This is a genomic window from Kaistella treverensis (assembly GCF_900114045.1).
Lineage (GTDB): Bacteria > Bacteroidota > Bacteroidia > Flavobacteriales > Weeksellaceae > Kaistella > Kaistella treverensis.
Map to the genome: position 1 here is coordinate 394310 of NZ_FORQ01000002.1, position 19931 is coordinate 414240.

Below are 19931 nucleotides of genomic sequence, written 5' to 3' on the forward strand. Positions count from 1 at the left end.
TATTCGACATAAAATTCCTAACTTTACTGTTCCAAAAAACAGCAAAAATACAACTCTAAAATATTCCGATTATGAGCAAGAAGTTTCCGGCAGGCGTTGCCACAGGACAAATGGTTACAGACATTTTTCAATTCGCCAAAGAAAATAAATTTGCGCTGCCAGCAGTAAATGTAATAGGTTCCAGCAACGTAAATGCAACTATGGAAACTGCAGCCAAATTAAATTCACCGGTAATTATTCAGTTTTCAAACGGTGGTGCCGCTTTCAACGCCGGAAAAGGTTTAAGCAATGACGGTCAGCAGGCTGCAATTTTAGGCGGTGTCGCCGGTGCGAAACACATTCACACTTTGGCAGAAGCATACGGTGCAACCGTAATTTTACATACCGACCACTGCGCGAAAAAATTGCTTCCGTGGATCGATGGTTTAATGGTTGCCAACGAAGAATTCTATAAACAAACCGGAAAATCGCTTTATTCTTCTCACATGTTAGATTTGTCGGAAGAGCCAATTGAAGAAAATATGGATATTTCCTGCCGATATTTTGAAAGAATGGCAAAAATGGGAATGACTTTAGAAATTGAACTGGGAATTACCGGCGGTGAAGAAGACGGAGTTGATAATTCTGGGGTGGATTCCTCAAAATTATACACGCAGCCCGAAGAAGTTGCCTATGCTTATGAAAGATTAAGCGCAATTTCACCGAACTTTACCATCGCAGCAGCTTTCGGAAATGTACACGGCGTTTACAAACCCGGAAATGTGAAATTAACACCGAAAATCTTGGATAATTCACAGAAATACGTTTCGCAAAAATTTGGTTTGGGTGCAGAACCAATTAATTTCGTTTTCCACGGCGGTTCTGGGTCTTCTTTGGAGGAAATTCGTGAAGCTATTGATTATGGTGTAATTAAAATGAACATCGATACCGATTTGCAATTCGCTTATACCGAAGGAATCCGTGATTATATGAACCAAAATCTGGACTTCCTGAAAACTCAGGTTGGTAATCCGGATGGTGACGATAAACCAAATAAAAAATATTACGATCCGCGGGGTTGGGTAAGAAAAGGTGAAGAAACTTTCAGCAAAAGATTGGTTCAGGCTTTCGAAGATTTGAACAACATCAATACACTTTAAATAAAACAGAAAAAAAGATGCTTTTAGCAGCTAAAATTTATTCTGGAAAATTTAAAATCCAAAATTTAGAAAAATATGGCATTCGACTGGTTTAAAAGAAAAACCCAAAATATTACCACTTCTACCGAGGACAAAAAAGATGTGCCGAAAGGGCTTTGGCATCAGACGCCGACGGGAAAAGTGATCGAGCATGACGAGCTGAAAGCGAACAATTATGTTTCGCCGGAAGATGGTTTTCACGTAAGAATTGGGAGCAAGGAATTTTTTTCAATTATTTTTGATGACAACAAATTCACTGAACTTGACGCGAATGTGGAAAGTGTGGATATGTTGAACTTCAAAGATACCAAGTCGTACACAGACCGTTTGAAAGAGGTAAAATCTAAAACAAAATTGACAGATTCCATCCGAAATGCGGTGGGAACCGTGAAAGGTGAGCAAATGGTGATTTCGTGTATGGATTTCAGTTTCATCGGTGGTTCTTTGGGTTCTGTGATGGGCGAGAAAATCCGCCGTGCTGTAGATTATTGCATCGAGCACAAACTTCCATATATGATTATTTGCCAATCCGGTGGTGCCAGAATGCAGGAAGCGACTTATTCATTAATGCAGCTGGCAAAAGTTCAGTCGAAACTTGCGCAGCTTTCCGAAGCGGGGCTTTTGTACATCGCTTACTTGTGTGACCCAACTTTTGGTGGAATTACCGCTTCTTTTGCTATGACAGCCGATATTATTATGGCTGAGCCCGGAGCTTTGATCGGTTTTGCCGGTCCGCGCGTCATCCGGGAAACCATTGGTAAAGATTTGCCGGAAGGTTTCCAAACCTCCGAATTTCTTCAGGAAAAAGGTTTTGTAGATTTCATCGTGAAAAGAACTGAAATCCGGGAAAAAGTTTCACAAACAGTAAAATTGCTAAGCCACGCTTAAAAAGATTGGATTAATAATAAAATCTCACCTCATTTGAGGTGGGATTTGTTTTTTTATGAGAAATTTAAAATTAATTTTAACCACGCTTTCATCATTGAGTTTCAAAAAAATACTGAAACTTTTAGGCTTGATACTTCCGCATCCGCTGTTTTCGCTGCTTGGACTCTACGCAACGCTGCGAAGTTTTGCCCTGGCGCAGAAACATTTCCCTAAATCACATTCGAACAATGGCGTGGGAAATGCGTTCCGACATGCGCTCTGGACGTGTTTAATTATGATGTATTGCTGCAAAATTTCTTCCCCTAAAAAAGCCCAAAATTATTGTAAAAGAATGACCGATCTGCACGAAGAATTATTTCCAAATAAACCTTTGGAAAAGAAAATGGATCTGCACAATAACAAAGTCGGAATGGATTATTTCATGGAATTGCTGCCCGGAATCCACCGCCAGTTTTTCGAAACGAGTTTTTTCGTTGAAGAATTTTTAAACAAAACCAAATCGGCGCGGCTTTTAAAAAATCTTAATGATGATTTTGATGGAAATTTGGTCTATTTAACACCATAAAAAAAACCTCCACAATCGCGGAGGTTTTTTAATACTTGAAAATTGACCGAAAATTTCCTACTTTTTCGAAACTTTATAAAGTTTTCCGCTGTCGGTAATGCCGTAGAGATTACCGTCGGATGCACTTAAAACATCGCGGAATCTTTCTTTTTTGTCTTCCAGCAGCCATTCTTCGCCCACCACTTTATTGTCTTTAATAACCAAACGGATAATTTTTTCGCCGCTCAGACAACCAACCATTAAATTGTTTTTCCATTCATCAATATTTCCGGTGTAGAAGTCGATTCCGCTCATTGAAATGGATGGATCCCAATAATAAACCGGCTGTTCTGTTCCGGCTTTTTGTGTGGTTCCGTTATTTATTTTTTTACCGCTGTATTCAATTCCGTAGGTCACATCGCCCCAACCATAATTTTTTCCGGCTTGAATGAGGTTTATTTCGTCACCGCCTTTAGGTCCCATTTCAGCTTCCCAAAGCTGGCCTTTTTCATCCATCGCCAAACCTTGCGGATTGCGGTGACCGTAGGTAAAAATTTCCGGTTTATATGCCGAATTTTCTGTAAATGGATTTCCTGCTGCGGGCTTGCCGTCTTTGGTAATTTTCAAAACTTTGCCCAAATAAGCGTCAGTTTTTTGTGCGTACGGTCTGGTTTCGAGGTCGGAACGTTCGCCCGTGCTTACGAAAAGGTTTCCATCTTTAGCAAAAACCAGTCGGCTGCCGTAATGCATGGTTCCGTCATAAGTAGGTGTTGCACGGAAAATCACCTGTGGATTTTCAATCATTTTTTCGTCCGCTGAAAGTTTTCCTTTACCAACCGCGGTGTGATTACCTCCGGTAACCGGTTCGGTAAAACTCCAGTAAATCATGCGGTTTGTTTGAAAATCGGGGTCTAAAGCAACATCCAGTAAACCACCTTGACCTCTGTCATCAACTTTTGGCAAACCTTCAACTTTGTTCAAGGATTTTCCGTCCGCAGATAAAATGGTCATGTAGCCGGTTTTATCGGTTACAATAAAACGACCGTCGGGCAAATTCGCGATTCCCCACGGTTTATTTAAATTGCTGTTTACCACCTCTACGTTGTACGCGGTGTTAGTTTTTACACCTTCAATGCGTGTTTGTCCGGGGAACGCAGGATTGTATTCCGGTGAATTTTTGGCGGCGGTTTCCGGATTTTGCATCGCCTGATTTTCGGTTACCGGCGTTGACTCTTCTGTAACAGTATTGTTGCCGTTACACGCAGACAGAAAAAAAACCGCAATAAAGGCGGGAATTTTTAAGATGGAATTTTTCATAACAGTGTGATTTTTATTCCATTAAATTTACAAAAAAAAGAAAGAACCGAAATTCCTTCTTTTATCTCAATTCAAACTCCACCGGTTTAAAGGATTTCTCGTTTTCACTTGAGAAATAAATGCCGTTTTCTTTTTCCGAACCTTTCACCTTATAATTAAGGATTTTCCGCGTTTCCGCAATTACGTTTATCCGATATTTCAAACCGTTTTTATCAGCCGGTGATATGGTTTTTTTTATTCTGTTAATTACCACTGCAGCGGGTTTTACATTATCATTTGAAAGCTCAAATTCTATAATATAACCACGTTCACCATTAATCTGGTAAGGTTTATAGGTTGCATTTTTAACTTCTGGATAAGATTTTTGTCCTACACAGGAAAATATCCAAGCAAAAAGCGAAATTATTATCAATTTACTAGAAATATTTTTTATATTTTTGAGTTTCATAATTACAAATCTATCAAAAAAAATGAATTTTAAAAAATACTTAGTAGTTTTCGCAGCGGCAGCGCTTGTTAGCTCATGTTCCCGTGATGATGATCCAACGCCACAGCCGAAACCGGAAACCGCTGTAACGCCGGTTCGCGCCAATGATTTTGTCTGGAAAGGACTAAATTCCTGGTATTACTGGCAAAAAAATGTACCTGCACTTGGCGACAGCTATTTTAAAACGCCAAATGACTACGCAAATTTTGTAAATGCTAAAAAACCTGATGATTTATTTTACAGCCTGCTGTACGATTATCCAAATAAAGACCGTTTTTCCTGGATTGTTCCGGATTATAAAGAACTGATCGCTCAGTTTGCCGGAGTTTCCAAAAGTTCCGGAATGGACCTGAGTTTATATTTGAAAAACTCGGGAAATACCGATGTTGTAGCAATTGTAAACTATATCGTTCCGAACTCACCTGCAGCAGCAGCCGGTTTAAAAAGAGGTGATGTCATCAGCGCAGTAAATGGCGCAGCATTAACCGTAAGCAATTATACCGCTTTGTTTGCGGACCAGTTTTCTGTAACAGTTGCTAAAGATGTTACAGTATCATCAGCAGGTATTACAACGTCCGGAACTGCAAAAACCGCCAACATAACCGCGGTGACTTTAGAGGAAAATCCGGTTGCTTACTACGAAACCAAAAAAATTAACGGTAAAAACATCGGATATTTGGTTTATAACGGCTTCCAGTCGAATTATAATGATGAGCTGAACGCGGCCTTTGGTCAGATGAAAGCTGATAATGTAACCGATCTTATTTTAGATTTACGATATAATGGCGGCGGATCCGTAGAAACGGCTACAGCACTTGGCCAGATGGTAACAGGACAGTTTACCGGTAGCCCGTATGTTATTTTGGATTTTAACGATAAGCACAACCAGTATGACGAAACCGATAATTTATCTACGACCGTAAATACGTATAGTTATAGCAGTGGAGGCGTACAAAATACCGGTGCAGTTCCAGTAAACAGCTTGAACTTAAACAGAGTTTATGTGCTGACTTCCAGCGGTTCTGCATCTGCAAGTGAATTGACAATCCAGGGACTGAAAGCGTACATTAATGTAACCACAATTGGTGGTGAAACGTACGGAAAGTTTGTGGGTTCCATCACCTTATACGATTCTCCAACTTCCGATTATACCGATGTTAATACACGAAATACATCGCATACCTGGGCAATGCAGCCGATTACTTTCTCCTATTATAACGGGAAAAAGCAGGAAAATCCAGTCTCCGGCGGTATCGCACCGAACTATGTTTTCGCACCGGCTGATTATTTCGGAAAGCTGAAAGAATTTGGTGATGTTTCCGGCGATGTGGCTTTAGCAAAAGCTTTGGAATTGATTACAGGTGTAAGCGCGGGCGCAAATAAAATGGTGAGTCCGTACAACCCGAAACTGAAATTCCTGGGCACAAATTCTACTTTAACTCCATTCGGTTCCGAACTTTATTTGGAACATCCGGGAAAATATCTGAAAAAATAATTTGATAGAAAATAGAAAAAAAACCGCTGTTTAAGGCGGTTTTTTTTATGTCCAGTTTTTTTTGGATAATATTGAAATTCAAATTTTTAGTAAAAATATTTGTGTATTAAAATTTTAATTCTACATTTGTAGAATAAACAATGCAATTGTAGAAATGAAAACCAAATTAACCGAAGCGGAAAAAGAAGTGATGGAAATTTTATGGGAGCGTAAAACCGCTTTTATGAAAGATATTTTAGATGCTTTTAAGGAACCAAAACCTGCTTCAACCACGATTGCAACTTTGTTAAAGCGGATGCAAAACAAAAATCTCGTGGGTTATAAAACTTTTGGCAATTCCCGCGAATATTTTCCGAAGATCGCCAAGGAAGTTTACTTCAACCACGAAATGACTTCTATGATCGACCGTTTTTTCAACAGTTCAGTTTCGCAGTTCGCCTCATTTTTTACCTCAAATACAAAACTGTCGCAGCGCGAGCTGAAAGAACTTCGTGACATTATCGATAACAAAATAAACAAGTAGCTATGATACCAATTATTGTCAAAATAATCCTGTGCTCATCATTCCTGATTGGATTTTACTTTCTTTTTTTGGAAAAGGAACGCACTTTACGGTTCAACAGATTTTTTCTTTTGACGGCGCTGTTTTTTTCGTATTCAATTCGGTTCATCGGCATTCCGGAAATTTTTCCGGCTAAAACAAGCAAAATTTTGGTTTTTGGCGAAACCTCCCAAACTGTAATTTCCGCTTCTCCAAAACTATTGGAAGCAAATTTCATTAACTATTGGCTCCTTTTTTATGCAGTGGTGTCGGTTTTCTTTTTAGTGAAATTCATTTATTCCTTCATCAAAATTAAAAGAATCCAGGGTGAAAAGCTTCTTTTTAAAAATCAAAATATTCTGCTTTCGGAAAAAATTGAAGTACCCTTCAGTTTTTTAAATACCATTTTTTTGCCCTTAAAGCAGTCAAAAAATAGTGAAATTGAAGAGCAGATTTTTCTTCACGAAAAATGTCACGTCGTGGAGAAACACAGTTTTGATTTGCTCCTTCTTGAATTTCTAAAGATTTTTTCCTGGTTTAATCCGGCGCTTTTCCTCTACAAAAAAGCGATGATTGCGAATCATGAATTTTTGGCGGATGAATATGTTTTAAAGCATAATTTCAACATCAGAGATTACCAAAAATTAATTTTAAGTGAAATCAGAAGTTTAGAAAAGTTTGAACTTTCACATCAATTCAATTTTAACAACACCAAAAAACGGTTTATTATGATGACCACAAAAAATTCCCCAACCGCGGGCCTGAAAAAACTGGCATTTTTGCCTGTTTTAGCTATTTTAGCTTTATTTTTCACCAAGAAAATAAATGCCCAAACAACGACAAATAAAGTTTCAGAACAAAAAGTTTCTCCTGAAATTAAAGACATTGCAATTCCGGAGGTGAAAAGTATCATTCCGGAAGTGAAAATTTTCGAGGAAAAAACTTCGAAAATTGAAGAATTTCCGCCGGTAAAAATGGATACGATCCGTAAAAAAGTATCAGCACCAGACAACGCGACGGTTCCTCCACCGCCGCCACCGCCAAGTGAATTTGAACAAGTTCTTCCTCAATTTCCGGGCGGTCTCAACGCTTTGCGCCAGGCTATCGGCCAAACCTTTGATACTTCAGTCATTAAGAACATTGAAGGTTTACTGAAAACAACTGTTTTCCTGAGCATTGATGAAAAGGGGAAAGTGACAAATGTTGTGGCGGAAGGCGACAATTTTGCTTTCAACAGAGAAGCGGAACGTGCAACAAAATTTGCCACGAATGGGAAATTATTTATACCTGCAACAGAAGACGGTGTGCCGGTTAAAACTGCCATGAAACTGCCGATTACCATGAAGTTTGAAAGCGCTGCAAGCATGAAATAAATTCCATTTCCAAGCAGAAGTAAATAGAAAAAAAATGATTGTTTTGCCGCCAAAATTTTTCGCTAATCAAATAAAATACAGTCTTTTAAATTCCGTATTTTTGCAAAATGCAATTTCAACTTCAATCAGAATATCAACCTACTGGCGATCAGCCGACTGCAATAAAAAAATTAACAGAAGGCCTGGAGATCGGTGAAAAGTACCAAACCCTGCTCGGCGTCACAGGTTCTGGGAAAACTTTTACCGTGGCCAATGTCATCCAGAATGTGCAGAAACCTACTTTGGTTTTGGCGCACAACAAAACTTTGGCGGCGCAGCTTTTCATGGAATTTAAGGAGTTTTTCCCCGATAATGCCGTGGAATATTTCGTTTCCTATTACGATTATTACCAGCCGGAAGCTTTCATCGCTTCAACCAACACTTATATTGAAAAAGATTTATCCATCAACGAAGAGGTGGAAAAACTTCGACTTTCCGCGACGGCAAGTTTGCTTTCCGGGCGTCGTGATGTTTTGATCGTGGCTTCGGTGTCGTGTATTTATGGTATCGGAAACCCGAAAGAGTTTCATAAATCTCTGATTTCAATCGAAAAAAACCAGAAAATTACGCGAACCAACTTGCTTCATTCTCTAGTTAATGCTTTGTATTCCCGGACATTAAATGAGTTCCAGCGTGGGACGTTCCGAGTAATTGGCGATGTGGTAGATGTTTTTCCGGCTTACGCAGATAACGGGATCAGGTTTCAGTTTTTCGGTGATGAAATTGAAACCATTCAAAGTTTTGATCCAGCTTCCGGAAACGTGATGGCAAATTTTGACCAAATTCAGATTTATCCGGCGAATCTTTTCGTCACTTCGAAAGAAACGCAGGTGAGCGCGATTCGAGAAATTCAGGACGATATGGTAAAACAGGTTGATTTCTTTAATGAAATCGAAAAACCTTATGAAGCAAAACGTCTGCAGGAACGCACCGAACTTGATTTGGAAATGATGAAAGAACTGGGTTACTGCAGCGGAATTGAAAATTATTCACGCTATTTTGACGGCAGACTTCCTGGTTCCCGACCATTCTGCTTGCTCGATTATTTCCCGAAAGATTATTTAATGGTGATTGATGAAAGTCACGTAACGGTGCCGCAGGTTCACGCAATGTATGGTGGCGACCGCAGCCGAAAAGAGGTTTTGGTGGAACACGGCTTCCGACTTCCGGCAGCGATGGATAACCGACCGTTAAAATTCGAGGAATTTGAAGGAATTCAAAACCAGGTGATTTATGTTTCGGCAACGCCGGCAGATTATGAGCTTGAAAAATCTGGTGGTGAATATATTGAGCAGCTGATCCGTCCGACCGGATTACTCGACCCGATTATCGAAATCCGTCCGTCACTGAACCAAATCGATGACTTGATGGAAGAAATCCAGAAAAGAGCTGAGGTTGATGAAAGAACGCTGGTGACGACATTAACAAAAAAAATGGCCGAAGAGCTCACAAAATATTTCACAAAATTTGGCATTAGAACCCGATATATTCACTCCGATGTAGAAACGCTGGACCGAATCCAGATTATGCAGGATTTGCGCGTAGGTCTTTTCGATGTTTTGGTAGGTGTAAACCTTCTGCGTGAAGGTCTGGATTTGCCGGAAGTTTCGCTTGTCGCGATTCTTGATGCGGATAAAGAAGGGATGTTGCGCTCCCGACGTTCGATGATTCAAACCGTTGGTAGAGCGGCGCGAAATCTAAACGGCCGTGCGATTATGTATGCGGACAAAATGACGAAATCGATGCAGGCAACGATTGACGAAACCAATTACCGTCGCCAGAAACAGATGGAATACAACGAGAAACACGGTTTGGTTCCAACTTCTCTCAACAAAAAAATATCTGAAGTTTTGGTGGGCCGCAGCAAAGATTTTCCAGATCCAAAATATACTCAAAAAGAAATTTTACAAAAAGTTGCCGAACAAAAGGCAAATTTTGGTGATGCAGATATTGAAAAATTAGTGGCTGAAAAACAAAAAGCAATGGAAGCTGCCGCGCGAAACCTGGATTTCATTAAAGCTGCAAAACTGCGCGATGAAATTAATGCGCTGAAGACGGAATAATTAATCATTATCTATTTCGAAAAAAAATGCTTCTGAAGCAGGAAATAAATTGAACAGGAACTTTTCGGTTTAATTTTGATCTTGTTAAAAAACAAAAAATATCGTCTTTTAAGGCGATATTTTTTCTATTTAGAATTTGTAAATTTTCTTTGAAGATTTCATCGGTGCCGTGCTTTGCCGAAGCGGTTTCAGCAAATCCATTAAACCATTGAGTTTTATTTCATAAATGGTGGAAAGCTGCATGCCCAGTTTTCCTCTTGGCATACCTTGCCTTTGAAACCATTCCAAATAATTCACGGGTAAATCGACCAAAAAAACGCCTTTGTATTTGCCAAAAGGCATTTCGGTTTCGCAGATTTCCTTTAAAATTTCCGGTCTTAATTCTGGTATCATCTTAAATGCTGAGGTCAATTTTTTCTTCAATTTCTTTCGGTTCCGGAAGAATCAGCTCATTGTCGTCATCCGCAAACTCGTCTCGGTAAACCTGGATTAAAAGTACGGTAATGGAAATCAGAATCGGCCCGAAAATCAAGCCCATAAAGCCGAAAACATTTAAGCCTAAAATAATTCCAAAAACGGTATTTAAAGGGTGAATATTTTCCAGTTTTTTCAGTAAAGTAAAGCGTAATAAATTGTCGGTAAGTCCCACAACGATAACACAGTACAGCGCCAAACCAATGCCTGAACCAACGTTTCCTTCGGCAATCATAAAAATACAGACCGGAACGTAAACTATAGCCGCCCCGACAATCGGCAACATCGCGCCGACGCAGGTTAGTGCAAAAAGCAAAAACGGGCTGGGCGCACCGAAAATAAAATAGCCAATAATAGCAATAATTCCCTGTCCGATGGCGACAACCGGAATTCCGATCGCATTTGCCATCACCATTTTCTGAATTTTTTCGCCCAAAAGATTGACGTTGGATTTTTTCAACGGTGCGGAACTTCGCATCAGCCTTTCAAAAAGTCGGGGTTTTTCGAGCAAAAAATAAAGAATAAAATACATTGAAACCAAAACGGTTAGCGTATTGAAAGTTCCGCTCAGCGCCGAGGTGGAATATTTTCCAACATTATCTTTCAGCTTGGTAAGATTGTCTTCGCTTAAAACATCAATATGTGTTTTGCTGTAGATATAATCGTGGATTTTATCAATAAAAATATTGAACTTTTCCATGTACGCCGTTGCATTTCCGAGTTTGTCAATCAGCATATCGATAATGAAATATACGGGCAGAATTAAAATAACCAAAGTGCCCAAAATTATCAGCAACGACGCTGCCCAGGGTTTCCAGTTTTTTTCTTCCTGCAGGTAAAGATTGTATTTCCGTGTAATGACATACAAGGTAATTGCGCCCAGCAAAGACGGAATAAACAGCGATAGATTGTACGCAATAAGAAGCGCCAAAACTACGATGACAAGCAGCAAAAAAATCTGCTTGATAACTATTTCACTAATTTGGTGTTTTTTATTTGGCATTTTCTGGTATTAAAAAAGCAATGGAAATCCATTGCTTTCAAATGTACATTTATTCCTGAAAAGAATGTAAAAATAATTTAATCTTTCGTGATAATTGGGCGCGGTCTGCCGCAAAAAGCAACGTAGAGCGAATACATTACGACCAGGAAAATAGGCATGGTGAAAATAATTCCAATTCCGCATAGGAAAACGCCGCAAATGCTTACCAGCAAACCTAGAAGTGAAGTTCCGAGAAATACGCCGTAATTTTCTTTGGCAATATTAAAGGATTTTTTCAGCGCGTCGGAAAAAGAAGCATTTTCAAATAACAGAATCGGATAGCCCAACATAAAGAAAGGAAGAACGAAAAGTCCCGGGACAAAACACATCGCGAATGAAATTCCTAAAGCGATGCTCATTACTAATGTGTACAACACAATGTTCAGAAAATTCTGTTTAAATCCTATAAATATATCAGAAAAATCAAGTCTTTCATTCAAATTATATTTATTCGCAAGGTAAATTATACCCACATAAAAAGGTGCAAGAAGCAAAGTTACCAAACCGGATAAACCGTAATACGTGCGAATGCCGGGAATCGACCACATATTTTCAGACAGCGTTTCGGGTGAATTTTGAATTTCTTCTAATAATTCTTCGGACTGAAATCCCGAAATAGGCTGAATTAAAAATGAAATTAAAAACATGAGTAAAAATGCCCCGATGGCATAGAGAAAAATGCCTTTGTAAATATCGAAAGCGTGCGCGATTATAGCGCCTGCCGACCGCTCCGGCCCGTTTGATTGTTTAAAATCCTGAAAAGTTTCCATAGTTGTTTAGATGTTTTTTCAAATTTATCATAATTTGTAAACATCTCATAATTTTTTCGCACTTTTTGGTTCAATTTCTCGGAAAAATTGTTGGTATAATGCATAAATGACAGCATGCCAAAACGGAAAAGTGAGTAAAAAACCAAAACCGAAAAGCAAAAGTCCGGAAAGACTGAAAATTATCGCCACGATTATCGCAATTAAAGCGGTGGTAAAATCTTTTTTCAAGGCTTTAAATGTCAACCGGATTCCCTCAAAAGTATTGATATTGCTAAAAAACATCAGCGGAACCGAAAATGCGGTGAGAATCAGCCAAACCACGCCCAAAACTATTAATGAATTGGCGTAGGAAAAAATAATGAGCCAAAACAGGTAAAAACCAAAAAATTTAAAAAAAGCAAAACCCATATAGCCGGCGAAAAGATCGTTCATAACCACGGGCTGTTTCAGGTCAATTTTGCGGTAAATCTGATAGAAGCCCACATTCAGTGGATTCAGCAGCGCAAGTAGAATAAAAATTCCAAAAACAAAGCCCTGCATTTGCGGTAGCAATGCCACTTCCTGCATTTTCGCGTTGAAAGCCGGCATATCGGTTTTAATTAAATCTGCGTACGGCGCCAGCGCATCCCAAAGTCCAAAATATCTGAAAAGATAAAAATAACCCATAAACAGCAGCGAAAAATACAAAAGACTGTACACGAGTTGAAAAAGCAACGTTTTGTTCCAGTACGCAAACGCGGTTTTCAAAATATCGCTCAGGTTGCCTTTCGACGGGTAATTTTTTTCCATGCCGCAAAAATAAGCAAATCCTGAAGATTAAATTTTTAAAACACTAATTTTGCCAAATGCTGGAAAATAACCATCCGAACTTTTTGGTGATGGACGAGCTTTCGTTCTCGAAAGTTCCTTTCTTTTTTATGATTGATTTTTTGGTGGAAAAAGTGGAAATTTTTACTGAAAACCAAATTTCGGAAAATGGTTTATCAATTGATTTTCAAAGCATTAAAACCGAAAAATTTGGCCAAACAACGGCTAAAAAATTTCAACTTAAAGTTTTCCCGCAAGCTGCGGAAATTTATCACAAAGGTTTTGATTTGGTTCAGAGTAATTTGCGACGCGGAAATTCCTATCTTACAAACTATACTTGCAAAACTGAAATCGAAATCGACTTGAATTTAAAGCAGATTTTCGAGCTTTCAGAAGCAAAATACAAGGTTTTATATAAAGATCAATTTGTGTGTTTTTCGCCCGAAACATTTATTGAAATTAAAGAAAACCGCATTTCCACGCACCCCATGAAAGGCACCATTGATGCTTCAATAGAAAATGCTGTTGAGGTTTTGAAAAACAATTCGAAAGAAAAAGCGGAACATTACACGGTGGTGGATTTGCTTCGGAACGATTTAAGCCGCGTTGCTGATGACGTGAAAGTTGATGAATTCCAAAGAATTGATTTGATCAAAACCGCGCAGAAAAATTTATACGCCATGAGTTCTGAAATTTCGGGCACGGTAAAACCAAATTTTCGGGGCAAAATTGGCAGTATTTTTCGTGAACTTTTGCCCGCAGGTTCCATTTTAGGTGCACCAAAACGAAAAACTTTAGAAATAATTTTAGAAGCTGAAAACTACAAGCGTGGCTTCTACACTGGCGTTTGCGGCTGGTTCGATGGCGAAGATCTGGATTCCGGTGTCATGATTCGTTTCATCGAAAAAGAAGGCGAAAAACTTTATTTTAAAAGCGGTGGTGGAATCACACATTTGAGTAATTTTGCCGACGAATATCAAGAAATGATAAATAAAATTTATGTCCCAATTCATTGAAAGTATTAAAGTAGACGACCGAAAGATTTTTATGCTGGAGCTGCATCAGCACCGCGTAAATGAGACGTTCTCTTATTTTGGGCATGAAAACCCGCTTAATTTAGCCCAGGTTTTTAAAAATCTGGATCATCAGGAAGAAGGTTTGTATAAATTTAAAGTGACCTACGGTTTAGACGGAAAATTCCGCACACAGATGATTCCGTACGCGATTTCGGAAAAAGCAAATTTCGAACTGGTAGAAAATAATTCCTACGATTACGCTTTTAAATTCGAAGACCGAACCGAGCTGGAACACATGAAACAGCGCTCCCGGGCTGCCGAAATTATCATTGTAAAAAATAATCATATTACGGACACGTCTTATTCCAACCTGATTTTCAAAAAAGGCAAAGATTGGTTTACGCCGAAAAGTTTTTTGCTGAACGGCGTTCAAAGACAGCATTTGCTGAAAACCAAAAAAATTAAGGAAGCAGAAGTTACGCTCCAAAACATCCACGATTTCAGCCATTTCCAACTCATTAACGCGATGAATAATCTGGATGATCAGCTGATTTACCCGATTTCTAAAATTAAAAATTTGCCGCAAAAACCGGGAGCTGAAGCTTTTTAAAATTTATTTTAAAAACTTAAAATATTCCTTTAAAATTTCTGCATTTTCAATTTCCGAAGTATCAACTTCGAGGATTTTGGGTTTTTCATCAGCTTTAAAGAAATTATTCAAAACGCGAATCAGGGTTTCTTCCTCATCAACTTTGGTGTAACCAAAACCAAAATGTTTCGCCAAGTGTTCCGCATTTTTATGGTGCGTGGTCATGATAAATTCGTCTAACGCATTTGTAGAACTCGGTCCCGGAATAATTTTAAAGATGTCGCCGCCGCCATTATTGAAAATAATAATTCGGGTGTACGGCGGAATATAATTGTTCCACAAACCATTGATGTCGTAAAAAAAGCTGATTTCTCCTGTGACTAAAAGCGTTTGTACCGGACTTTTCATCGCGTAGCCCATCGCGGTAGAAGTGGAACCGTCGATGCCGCTGGTGCCGCGGTTGCAGTAAATATTGTTGTTCGGAAAATCGAAAAGTTGTGCGTAGCGGATCGCAGAAGAATTGCTGATATGTAAATTAATATTTTTTGGCAGTTTAGCGGCTAAAATTTCAAAAAATTTAAAATCCGAGAATGGCGTTGTCAGGCAATATTCAGCGTGTTTTGCATCTTTTTTATCACGCAGCACATCCCATAAATTGTAATAAGCACTCGGTTCCAATTTGATAAAATTGAGCATTTTAGCAAAGAATTTTTCCGGCGTGGTTTTTATTTTTTCGCTTAACGAAAAAAACGTGTCTGGATGCCAAAATTCATCGATGTGCCAATGGTTTTCCGGTTTTGCGTTGCGTAGAAATTGCTTTACTTTCTTGGAAACTACGTTTTGACCAATGGTAATCAGCAAATCCGGTGCGTAAGTTTTATAATCTTCATCGGTAAAATTGAAAATATACCGGTCTATATGCCCAAAAAATTTCTCCTGACGCAAGTTCGAGTTGGCTTCTTTTAAAACAACAACGCTATGATTTTTCACCAGTTGCGATAACTGCATTTCAAGCTCTTCGCTGTGATCGCGCGTACCAACCAAAATCATAATCCGTTTTGCGGTATTCCAGTCTGCAGGGAAATTTGGTGTAAATTCAAACTGTGGTTTCCGGATGGTTTTTTCCACCGGCGGAAGCTTCGGCAATTCTGAAACCAGTTCGTAAAGCGGCTCAGCCAACGGAATATTAATATGAACCGGTCCCTGGCGCTCAAAACAGGTTTCAATTGCTTTTTTAATGATGTTGAAATTTTCTTCATCAGCATCTTCTTTCTCATCTTCCAAAAGCTGAAAATCACCGTAAGAATGCTGGTGATAAAGGTCTTTTTGGCGAATGGTTTGTCCATCGAACAAATCCACATAATCGGTCGGCCGGTCTGCGGTTAGAATTAAAATCGGTGTATTCTGGAAAAAAGCTTCGGTTACGGCTGGATAATAATTCGCTGCCGCTGAACCGCTGGTGGAAGTTACAGCAACCGGTTTTTTAAGACTCTGGGCCATTCCGAGCGCCACGAAACCTGCGCTTCGTTCATCAACAATGCTGTAGCAATTTAGTTCATCCATTTCCGAGAAATGAATCGCCAGCGGCGCGTTTCGGGATCCCGGAGAAATCACAACATCAAAAATGCCGTATTCTTTTAAAAGATATCCTAAAATCTGAATGCTGCGTTTGCCGGAGAATTGCTTCATAGTCTGTATTGCTTCCCGCAAATTTAATGATAATAAAGTTGAAATTTAAGGAAGAAATTTTCCGCTTTCTAAAAAATATGCTGCTTTTAAGGTAATAAATATCATTTTTTAAAATGCTGCTTTTTCAGCGCTTGATTTAAATCTTTCGTAACTTTAACTACCTAAAAATCAAATGCCGATCATTTCCTTTTTAGCATTTCCATTAAATTATTAAACCAAAATATGATGAGTGCTAATACCAAAAACCTAAGAAATGTAGTCTTGCTGGGCCATTCTGACAGCGGCAAAACTACGCTCATAGAAACGATGATGTACGAAGGCGGGGCGATTAAGCGCCGTGGCAGCGTAAATTTACGCAACATGGTGAGCGATTATACCGACCTGGAACATGAGAAAGGAAAAACCATTTTTTCGCACCAGATGTTTGTAAACTGGCGCAACAACAGGATTAATATGATTGATACGCCGGGATTTGATGATTTTATTGGCGAAGTGGTTTCCTCTTTAAAAGTCGCTGATACCGCCATCATCGTGCTGAATGCCGCAAACGGTGTGGAAGTAGGAACCGAGCTGGTTTGGGAATATGTTGAAAAATATAGAACACCAGCCATTTTTGTCATCAACCAGATGGACCATCCGAAAGCTGATTTCGAAAAAACTCTGGAACAGGCGAGGGAAAGATTTGGGCCGAAGTTGCTTCCACTGCAGTTTCCGTATAATTCCGGCGCAAATTTTAATTCAATTATCGATGCGTTGCGGATGGTGATGTACGTATTTCCGGCGGACGGCGGTAAACCCGAGAAAAAACCCATTCCTGAAAGCGAATTGGAAAGAGCCAACGCAATGCACAACGCTTTGGTGGAAATCGCCGCCGAAAATGAAGACGGCTTGATGGAAAAATATTTCGAAGAAGGAAATTTGTCTGAAGAAGAACTCGGACAGGGAATTACACTCGCGCTGGCTAAACAGCAGTTTTTTCCGGTTTTCATTACTAGCGGCTTAAAAGATATGGGAAGCGGCCGTTTGATGGGATTTATTGATGATATCGCACCGTCACCCGCGGAAAGACCAGCAAGAAAACTTGAAAATGGTGATGAAATTTCTTACGATCCCGACGATAAAACCACGATATTTATTTATAAAACCACATCCGAACCGCAAGTGGGGATGGTTTCTTACTTTAAAGTTTTAAGCGGAAAACTAAAACCGGGAGATGAACTTGTAAATGCGGAAAATGGAGAAATTGAGCGCATTTCACAGGTGTTTTTAGCTGAAGGAAAAGACCGCATTACGGTAGATGAGCTGGTTGCCGGCGATTTAGGTGTTACCGTAAAACTCAAATATGCGCGTTCAAATCACACTTTAAACTCAAAAGGTCTTAATCGCAAAATCCGTCCGATGGAATTCCCGGAAAGCAGAATTCGCAAAGCAATTTTTACCGATGTTTCCTCGGACATGGAAAAATTGGTCACCGCACTGCACAAAATTCAGGATTCCGATCCAACTTTGGTGGTAGAACAATCTACGGAACTTAGGCAAACCATTCTGCACGGTCAGGGACAGTTGCATCTTGATCTCGTGACACAGCGGTTGGAAAAAGAATTTGGTGTAAAAATGAGGTTTGCAGCACCGAAAATCCCGTACCGCGAAACCATTACCGGAAAAGCGGATGCCGATTACCGCCACAAAAAACAATCCGGCGGCGCGGGGCAGTTTGCAGAAATACATTTAAAACTCGAAAATTATTACGACGGTATGGAAGAACCAACGGGTGTAAACATACGTCAGAAAGACATCGAAGAACTGCCGTGGGGCGGAAAACTTGCTTTTTACTGGTGCATCGTGGGCGGCGCGATAGACAACCGCTACATCGGCGCTATAAAAAAAGGCATTATGCAGCAGATGGAATCCGGGCCCCTGACCGGTTCGCGCTGCCAAAACGTCCGCGTAACCGTTTACGACGGTAAAATGCACAGCGTCGATTCCAACGATATTTCCTTCCAGCTCGCCGCGGCGGGCGCCTTTCGCGACGCTTTTCACCGCGCAAATCCGCAGCTTTTAGAGCCGGTTTATGCAGTGGAAATTTTATGTCCGGACGAAGATACCGGCGATGTAATGGGCGATTTGCAAACGCGCCGCGCTATCATTTCGGGTATGGATTCCGAAAAACATTACCAGAAAATCTTGGCGCACGTTCCCCTCGCGGAGCTTGATGACTACGGTTCAACGCTGAGGTCAATAACGGGCGGTCGTGCAAAATTCACCATGAAATTTGCCGAATACCAGCTAGTTCCGATGAATGTACAGCAGGAAGTGGTGCGAAATCAAGCGCCGTTGCAGGAAGCTTAAATTTCAGTAAAATGAAAAATATCCGTCCTTTAGGCGGATATTTTTTTAGGAAACGACAAGATTTTCCATGTGCCCGAAGGCTGGTACCCGCTGTCCGCTGCAATCTTTTTTGCCGCCCGCGCAGCGGGCGGCAAAAAAGGATTTCCACTTCCATCGGGGTTAGAATTTCACTTTTTCCTTCTTTTAACAGGTGAAATATTTAATGAATCATCAAAAAGCTGGTGACGCCAAGTCCCAAAAGCAAAAATAAAAACGCGAAGAAATTCCTTTGGTCCTGTAAACCCGCTGGTGCGCCAGAAAGAAGTAAACCACGTTATAAAGCAGAAGCGCCGTGATGAGCAAATAAATTAGAAAGTTCACAAACGAGGAGCTGATCATTGTGCTGACTTTATAAAGCAGATAAAGAAGCAAGATATTCAGCAAAGAAAAGCGAAATAATGCAGTGTGAAAACGCCGTGATCGAAATACCACCACCTTTTCTTGTTATGGAAAATCCATAAAAAAAGGCAAATAATGGCAAATAAATAAAAAGCGCTTTCGGCAGATTATGAAAAGAGGTCAATGCGAAATTCCGTAAAATATCACCTTTTTTTATGCCTTTTTCTTTGAGTTCAAAAAATTTGTGTGCGATAGGTTTTTCGATAAAATCAAAAGCTCCGGGATTTTTCACCAATGCAGAATCGTAAGCCTTTTCTGTAGTATAACCCAGAAACTTGGTGTCTTTATCTACGGATTTATCCATATCAAAACTCGTCGCGAAATTTCCCAGCGACGCGGAATCGATCATTACCGCGGTTACTTTCTGCAAAGCTGCTGAATCTTCTGCTGTAAGATTCGGTTGCGCTTTTATGCTGTCGATTTTCTGCTGTAACGCCGCCGTACTAATGTCTGAAAGGACTTTGGTTTGTTTTAATTTTTGCGACTCTTTGCCGCCATTAAAATCCATATTAAAAGGCGGAAATATTGAAAATAAAAAAAAGGTAATAAAGCTGATGAAAATATATAATTTTACGGGCGGTACGTAACGCTGTCTTTTCCCTTCCAGATAAGTTTGTGTTAATTTTCCCGGCTTGAAGAGCAAATTTTTTATAGTTCCCCAAAACTGGCCGTCGTAATGCGTAAAGTCTTCGATGAAATGCGTGAAAAGATAATGAAACGGTCTCCGCGTTTCGGTGTTTTCCTGGCCACAGTTCGGACAAAATTTTTCTTCAACAATAAAACCGCAATTCAGGCAGTTTTTTTCTTCCCGAAGTTTTCCGTGGCTCATGAC

Annotated in this window: 19 protein-coding genes; 10 read left to right on the top strand and 9 right to left on the bottom strand. The window is 39.8% G+C overall.

Annotated elements, in window-relative coordinates:
* Window positions 1-71: 71 nt before the first annotated feature.
* The 3 genes from fbaA to BMZ55_RS07250 all read left to right on the top strand — a co-directional run bounded on the left by fbaA (window position 72) and on the right by BMZ55_RS07250 (window position 2631).
* On the top strand, window positions 72-1139 hold the full coding sequence (gene fbaA, locus BMZ55_RS07240; RefSeq protein WP_089819761.1) for a class II fructose-bisphosphate aldolase: 1068 nt from the start codon (window positions 72-74) through the stop codon (window positions 1137-1139).
* 75 nt (window positions 1140-1214) lie between these two features.
* On the top strand, window positions 1215-2066 hold the full coding sequence (accD, locus tag BMZ55_RS07245) for an acetyl-CoA carboxylase, carboxyltransferase subunit beta (protein WP_089819762.1): 852 nt from the start codon (window positions 1215-1217) through the stop codon (window positions 2064-2066).
* 55 nt (window positions 2067-2121) lie between these two features.
* The gene (locus BMZ55_RS07250) at window positions 2122-2631 is read left to right on the top strand and encodes a DUF6973 domain-containing protein (RefSeq protein ID WP_089819763.1); all 510 of its coding nucleotides are present in this window, start codon (window positions 2122-2124) and stop codon (window positions 2629-2631) included.
* Between the two features lie 57 nt (window positions 2632-2688).
* Here BMZ55_RS07250 and BMZ55_RS07255 read toward each other — a convergent pair whose 3' ends face one another.
* Both BMZ55_RS07255 and BMZ55_RS07260 read right to left on the bottom strand, forming a co-directional pair.
* Window positions 2689-3927 (bottom strand): PQQ-dependent sugar dehydrogenase, encoded by a 1239-nt coding sequence (locus tag BMZ55_RS07255; RefSeq protein ID WP_089819764.1) that lies wholly within the window; start codon window positions 3925-3927, stop codon window positions 2689-2691.
* A 61-nt stretch (window positions 3928-3988) separates the two neighbouring features.
* The gene (locus tag BMZ55_RS07260) at window positions 3989-4339 is read right to left on the bottom strand and encodes a hypothetical protein (RefSeq protein WP_143068758.1); all 351 of its coding nucleotides are present in this window, start codon (window positions 4337-4339) and stop codon (window positions 3989-3991) included.
* A 58-nt stretch (window positions 4340-4397) separates the two neighbouring features.
* Here BMZ55_RS07260 and BMZ55_RS07265 point away from each other — a divergent pair, with 58 nt between their 5' ends.
* A complete protein-coding gene (locus tag BMZ55_RS07265) occupies window positions 4398-5909 on the top strand; it encodes a S41 family peptidase (RefSeq protein ID WP_089819766.1) in 1512 nt (503 codons plus the stop codon).
* 154 nt (window positions 5910-6063) lie between these two features.
* Window positions 6064-6432 (top strand): BlaI/MecI/CopY family transcriptional regulator, encoded by a 369-nt coding sequence (locus tag BMZ55_RS07270; RefSeq protein WP_089819767.1) that lies wholly within the window; start codon window positions 6064-6066, stop codon window positions 6430-6432.
* Window positions 6433-6487: 55 nt separating this feature from the next.
* Here the strand turns inward: BMZ55_RS07270 and BMZ55_RS11460 are convergent, their stop codons facing one another.
* Window positions 6488-6688, bottom strand: coding sequence for a hypothetical protein (locus tag BMZ55_RS11460; protein ID WP_233701926.1), 201 nt, complete (start codon window positions 6686-6688; stop codon window positions 6488-6490).
* Window positions 6689-6734: 46 nt separating this feature from the next.
* Between BMZ55_RS11460 and BMZ55_RS07275 the strand changes: the two genes are divergently transcribed.
* Window positions 6735-7823, top strand: a complete 1089-nt coding sequence (locus BMZ55_RS07275) for a M56 family metallopeptidase (RefSeq protein ID WP_233701925.1) — start codon at window positions 6735-6737, stop codon at window positions 7821-7823.
* Window positions 7824-7930: 107 nt separating this feature from the next.
* A complete protein-coding gene (uvrB, locus tag BMZ55_RS07280) occupies window positions 7931-9925 on the top strand; it encodes an excinuclease ABC subunit UvrB (RefSeq protein ID WP_089819769.1) in 1995 nt (664 codons plus the stop codon).
* A gap of 129 nt (window positions 9926-10054) precedes the next feature.
* Here the strand turns inward: uvrB and BMZ55_RS07285 are convergent, their stop codons facing one another.
* The 4 genes from BMZ55_RS07285 to BMZ55_RS07300 form a co-directional block, all read right to left on the bottom strand.
* Window positions 10055-10318, bottom strand: coding sequence for a DUF3820 family protein (locus tag BMZ55_RS07285; protein ID WP_089819770.1), 264 nt, complete (start codon window positions 10316-10318; stop codon window positions 10055-10057).
* 1 nt (window position 10319) lies between these two features.
* Window positions 10320-11402 carry an AI-2E family transporter gene (locus BMZ55_RS07290; RefSeq protein ID WP_089819771.1) on the bottom strand — a complete coding sequence of 361 codons (1083 nt, stop codon included), beginning with the start codon at window positions 11400-11402 and terminating at the stop codon, window positions 10320-10322.
* A 77-nt stretch (window positions 11403-11479) separates the two neighbouring features.
* On the bottom strand, window positions 11480-12211 hold the full coding sequence (locus BMZ55_RS07295; RefSeq protein ID WP_089819772.1) for a beta-carotene 15,15'-monooxygenase: 732 nt from the start codon (window positions 12209-12211) through the stop codon (window positions 11480-11482).
* A gap of 45 nt (window positions 12212-12256) precedes the next feature.
* Window positions 12257-13000, bottom strand: a complete 744-nt coding sequence (locus BMZ55_RS07300) for a hypothetical protein (protein WP_089819773.1) — start codon at window positions 12998-13000, stop codon at window positions 12257-12259.
* A 56-nt stretch (window positions 13001-13056) separates the two neighbouring features.
* Between BMZ55_RS07300 and BMZ55_RS07305 the strand changes: the two genes are divergently transcribed.
* Both BMZ55_RS07305 and BMZ55_RS07310 read left to right on the top strand, forming a co-directional pair.
* Entirely contained in the window at window positions 13057-14034 is a 978-nt protein-coding gene (locus BMZ55_RS07305) for an aminodeoxychorismate synthase component I (protein ID WP_089819774.1), read from the top strand.
* A complete protein-coding gene (locus BMZ55_RS07310) occupies window positions 14018-14644 on the top strand; it encodes an aminotransferase class IV (protein ID WP_089819775.1) in 627 nt (208 codons plus the stop codon). The genes BMZ55_RS07305 and BMZ55_RS07310 overlap by 17 nt, the downstream gene beginning before the upstream one ends.
* Before the next feature lie 3 nt (window positions 14645-14647).
* On the opposite strand, the gene menD is transcribed toward BMZ55_RS07310, so the two are convergent.
* Window positions 14648-16312 carry a 2-succinyl-5-enolpyruvyl-6-hydroxy-3-cyclohexene-1-carboxylic-acid synthase gene (gene menD / locus BMZ55_RS07315; protein WP_089819776.1) on the bottom strand — a complete coding sequence of 555 codons (1665 nt, stop codon included), beginning with the start codon at window positions 16310-16312 and terminating at the stop codon, window positions 14648-14650.
* Window positions 16313-16534: 222 nt separating this feature from the next.
* Between menD and BMZ55_RS07320 the strand changes: the two genes are divergently transcribed.
* On the top strand, window positions 16535-18661 hold the full coding sequence (locus BMZ55_RS07320; protein ID WP_233701918.1) for an elongation factor G: 2127 nt from the start codon (window positions 16535-16537) through the stop codon (window positions 18659-18661).
* Between the two features lie 388 nt (window positions 18662-19049).
* Here BMZ55_RS07320 and BMZ55_RS07325 read toward each other — a convergent pair whose 3' ends face one another.
* Window positions 19050-19928: a DUF3667 domain-containing protein gene (locus tag BMZ55_RS07325; RefSeq protein ID WP_317041316.1), complete on the bottom strand. Its 879-nt coding sequence runs from the start codon at window positions 19926-19928 to the stop codon at window positions 19050-19052.
* Window positions 19929-19931: the final 3 nt, after the last annotated feature.